Annotated in this window: 3 protein-coding genes; all 3 read right to left on the reverse strand. The window is 66.3% G+C overall.

Going from position 1 to position 3,475, the window contains the following annotated elements; all coding sequences use genetic code 11:
- A partial coding sequence (locus ADE01S_RS30910) for a Tar ligand binding domain-containing protein (protein WP_062685578.1) occupies nt 1–1,178 on the reverse strand: 1,178 nt, incomplete at its 3' end.
- A 92-nt stretch (nt 1,179–1,270) separates the two neighbouring features.
- Nucleotides 1,271–1,771 carry a chemotaxis protein CheW gene (gene cheW, locus ADE01S_RS30915; protein ID WP_043545132.1) on the reverse strand — a complete coding sequence of 167 codons (501 nt, stop codon included), beginning with the start codon at nt 1,769–1,771 and terminating at the stop codon, nt 1,271–1,273.
- Nucleotides 1,772–1,786: 15 nt separating this feature from the next.
- Nucleotides 1,787–3,475, reverse strand: a 1,689-nt coding sequence (gene cheA / locus ADE01S_RS30920; RefSeq protein WP_062685579.1) for a chemotaxis protein CheA, incomplete at its 5' end; no start/stop codon positions are given.

A 3,475-nucleotide genomic window follows, 5' to 3' on the forward strand; every position in this document is an offset into this window, starting at 1 on the left:
AAGATGTTGGTCTGGAACGCGATGCCGTCGATCACCGACACGATCTCGGAAATCTTGCGCGAGCTGGCAGAGATCTCCTGCATCGTGCTCACCACTTCCGACACCGCCGAACCGCCGCGCTCGGCCACGTCCGAGGCGCTCGCCGCCAGCTGGTTGGCCTGGCGGGCGTTGTCCGCGTTCTGCTTCACCGTCGAGGCCAGTTCCTCCATCGAGGCCGCCGTCTCTTCCAGAGAGGCCGCCTGCTGTTCGGTGCGGCTGGACAGGTCCGTGTTGCCGGCCGCGATCTCGTGCGACCCCACGTTGATCTCGTCCACGCCTCGGCGCACCGACGACACCGTGCGGGTCAGGCTTTCCTGCATGCGCTTGAGGGCGGCGAACAGCTGGCCGATCTCGTTGGTATTGCGCACGTCCACGCGGGCGGTCAGGTCGCCGCCGGCGATGCGGTCGAAATGGTTGCCGGCTTCCTTCAGCGGCTGCAGCACGCGGCGGCGCAGGAACACATAGGTGGCGAACACCAGCAGCGCGGCGATCACGCCGCCCGCGCCCACCGCCACCAGCACGAATTGGTAGCGCACCTGCGCCACTTCGTAGGCGTCCAGCATCTTGCTGGCGCGCCAGAAATCGAAACCTTCGATTGCGCGGGCGAAGCGGCCTTCAAGCGCGTCCTGCACCGACTGGACCTGTTTCTGGTAGGCCGTCATGTCGGCCTTCTCCAGGGCGGCCACCAGCGGACCCAGCCCCTGCTGCACCAGCGCGCCGTAGGAATCGTCGATTTCCTTCAGCGCCTCGGCGGCTTCCTGCGGCCGCGGCAGGGTCTTGTAGTATTCGAACTCCGCCTGGCCCTTGTTCATGGACGCCTTGGCGCGCTCCAGCAGGCCGGTGGCGTCGGCCGACAGGCCTTGCGTGAGCACGGTTGCCTGGCCCACGTTGCGCACGATGTCGGCGTAATTGGAGGCCGCCGAGCGGCCCAGGCCGTTCATGGTGTCTTTGTAGCTGGAGACGACGCGTCCGACCGCGTCATCGAGCTCCTGCGATTGCTTGATCTCCGCCAACGTCCCGTTGCTGATGCGCAGGGACAGGACGCCAAGCGCCGCCCCGATCACCAACATGAATGAGAAAAACGCCAGTACCCACAACAGGCTGCTGCGTATCGTCATGTTCGCGAAAAACTTGCGCATCACAAGCACCACTCCTTGACTGCAATCGTTAAAGGAAAGCGCCACATCGGATCGAATATGGCGCCCTTACCCCGCATCCGGCCAGGTTCCGATCAGGAAGCGACCTTCTCCACCAGCGCCATTTCGTCGCTGGTCATGAGTTTTTCGATATCCACCAGGATCAGCATGCGCTCGTCCACCGTGCCCAGGCCGGTCAGGTATTCGGTGGACAGCGTGGCGCCGAACTCGGGCGCCGGGCGGATCTGGCCCGAATTGAGCATCAGCACGTCCGACACGCCGTCGACCACGATGCCGACCACGCGGCGGTCGAGGTTCAGGATGATGACGACGGTCTGCTCGTTGTATTCGACCCGGCCCAGGTTGAACTTGATGCGCAGGTCCACGATCGGCACGATGATGCCGCGCAGGTTCGTCACGCCCTTGATGAACGGCGGAACATTGGCGATGCGCGTGACCGTGTCGGCGTCGTAGCCGCGGATCTCTTGCACCTTCAGGATGTCGATGCCGTATTCTTCGTCGCCCAGCGTGAACACCAGGAATTCGCTGCCGACATCTTCATTGCGCGCGGCGGGCGCTTGCGGTTTGGCTGCCATGAGGTTAGTTCTCCATCAATTCAGAATGGCTTCGGGCTGCGACCAACGCTCACGGTTGGCGCGCGCAAGCGCAAATACGTCGACGATCAGGGCCACGCTGCCATCGCCCAGGATGGTAGCGGCCGAAATGCCGGGAACCTTGCGGTAGTTGGACTCCAGGTTCTTCACCACGACCTGGTGCTGCCCGATCAGGTGATCGACCAGCAGCGCGAAGCGGCGGTCCTCGGCCTGCATGATCACGGCGATGGCCTGGGTCGGATCGGTCTGCGCGCCGCCCACCGAGAACACGCGGTGCATTTCGACCAGCGGCAGGTATTCGCCGCGCACGTGCATGACGCGCTCGTTGCCCGCGACCGAATAGATCTGGTCGTTGGTAGGCTGCAGCGATTCGGTGACGTGGTTCAGCGGCAGGATGAAGGTTTCCTCGCCCACCCGCACCGACATGCCGTCCAGGATCGCCAGCGTCAGCGGCAGCACGATGCGCGTCGTGGTGCCGTTGCCCGGCTCGCACGACAGCTGCACGTGGCCGCCCATGTCCTGGATGTTCCGGCGCACCACGTCCATGCCGACACCGCGGCCGGAGATGTCCGTGACCTTTTCGGCGGTGGAGAAGCCCGGCGCGAAGATCAGCTGCCAGATTTCGTCGTCCGGCGAATTCTCGTTGACCGCCAGGCCCTGCGAGATCGCCTTCTTGAGGATTTTTTCGCGGTTCAGGCCGGCGCCGTCGTCGCTGACCTCGATCACGATGTTGCCGCCGTTGTGCTGAGCCGACAGCACCAGCTGCCCGACCGGATCCTTGCCGGAAGCAACGCGCTTCTCTGGGGTCTCGATGCCGTGGTCCAGGCTGTTGCGGACCAGGTGGGTCAGCGGGTCGATGATGCGCTCGATCAGGCTCTTGTCCAGTTCGGTGGCGCGGCCGTAGGTTTGCAGTTCAATCTGCTTGCCCATCTTGCTGGCGATGTCGCGCACCAGGCGGGGGAAGCGGCTGAACACGTAGTCCATCGGCATCATCCGGATCGACATGACCGCTTCCTGCAGGTCGCGGGCGTTGCGTTCCAGCTGTTCCATGCCGTTGAGCAGGCGGTCGTGCAGCACCGGATCCAGCGTGGACGCGGTCTGCGCCAGCATCGCCTGCGTGATGACCAGTTCGCCGACCAGATTGATCACCTGGTCGACCTTCTCGACGCCCACGCGGATCGACGTGGACTCCTTGTCCGCGTGCGCCGGGGCGGCCGGGCGCGCGGCGCGCGCGGCCTGGGTAATGGCTTCGGCGGCCGCGGCCGATTCGGCGACGACCGGCGCGGGCGCGGCCGGAGCCGGCGCGGCAACCGGCGCCGGCGTGGGCGCGGGCGCTTCGGCGACGGGCTGGGGAGCGGCCGCCGGCGCATCGGCCGACGGCGCCGCCTCGCGGGCGATGCTCAGCTGGTCGCCGTCGACGATGAAGCAGCAGACCGCTTCGATATCGTCCGGCGTGCAGGTGCTGTCCATCCAGACCGTCAGGGCGCCGTCCGCGCGTTCGCTGGCCGTGACCTTGCCCAGGTTGCCCATTTCTTCGAGCAGCGACGCCGCGTCCTTGTCGGACACCTTCGTGATGCGCACTCGCAGCGGCACGCTGCCGGCTTCGGCGGGCGCGGCCTGCGCGGCGGGCTGCGCCGGCGCGGCCGGCACGGGCGCTGGCGCCGCCACCGGGGCCGCGGCCACCGG

Source organism: Achromobacter denitrificans NBRC 15125, from assembly GCF_001571365.1.
Taxonomy (GTDB): Bacteria; Pseudomonadota; Gammaproteobacteria; order Burkholderiales; family Burkholderiaceae_B; genus Achromobacter; species Achromobacter denitrificans.

Excerpts from the sequence above, each read along its gene's own strand:
- cheW (WP_043545132.1), bottom strand. The coding sequence starts at position 1,771 with ATGGCAGCCAAACCGCAAGCGCCCGCCGCGCGCAATGAAGATGTCGGC.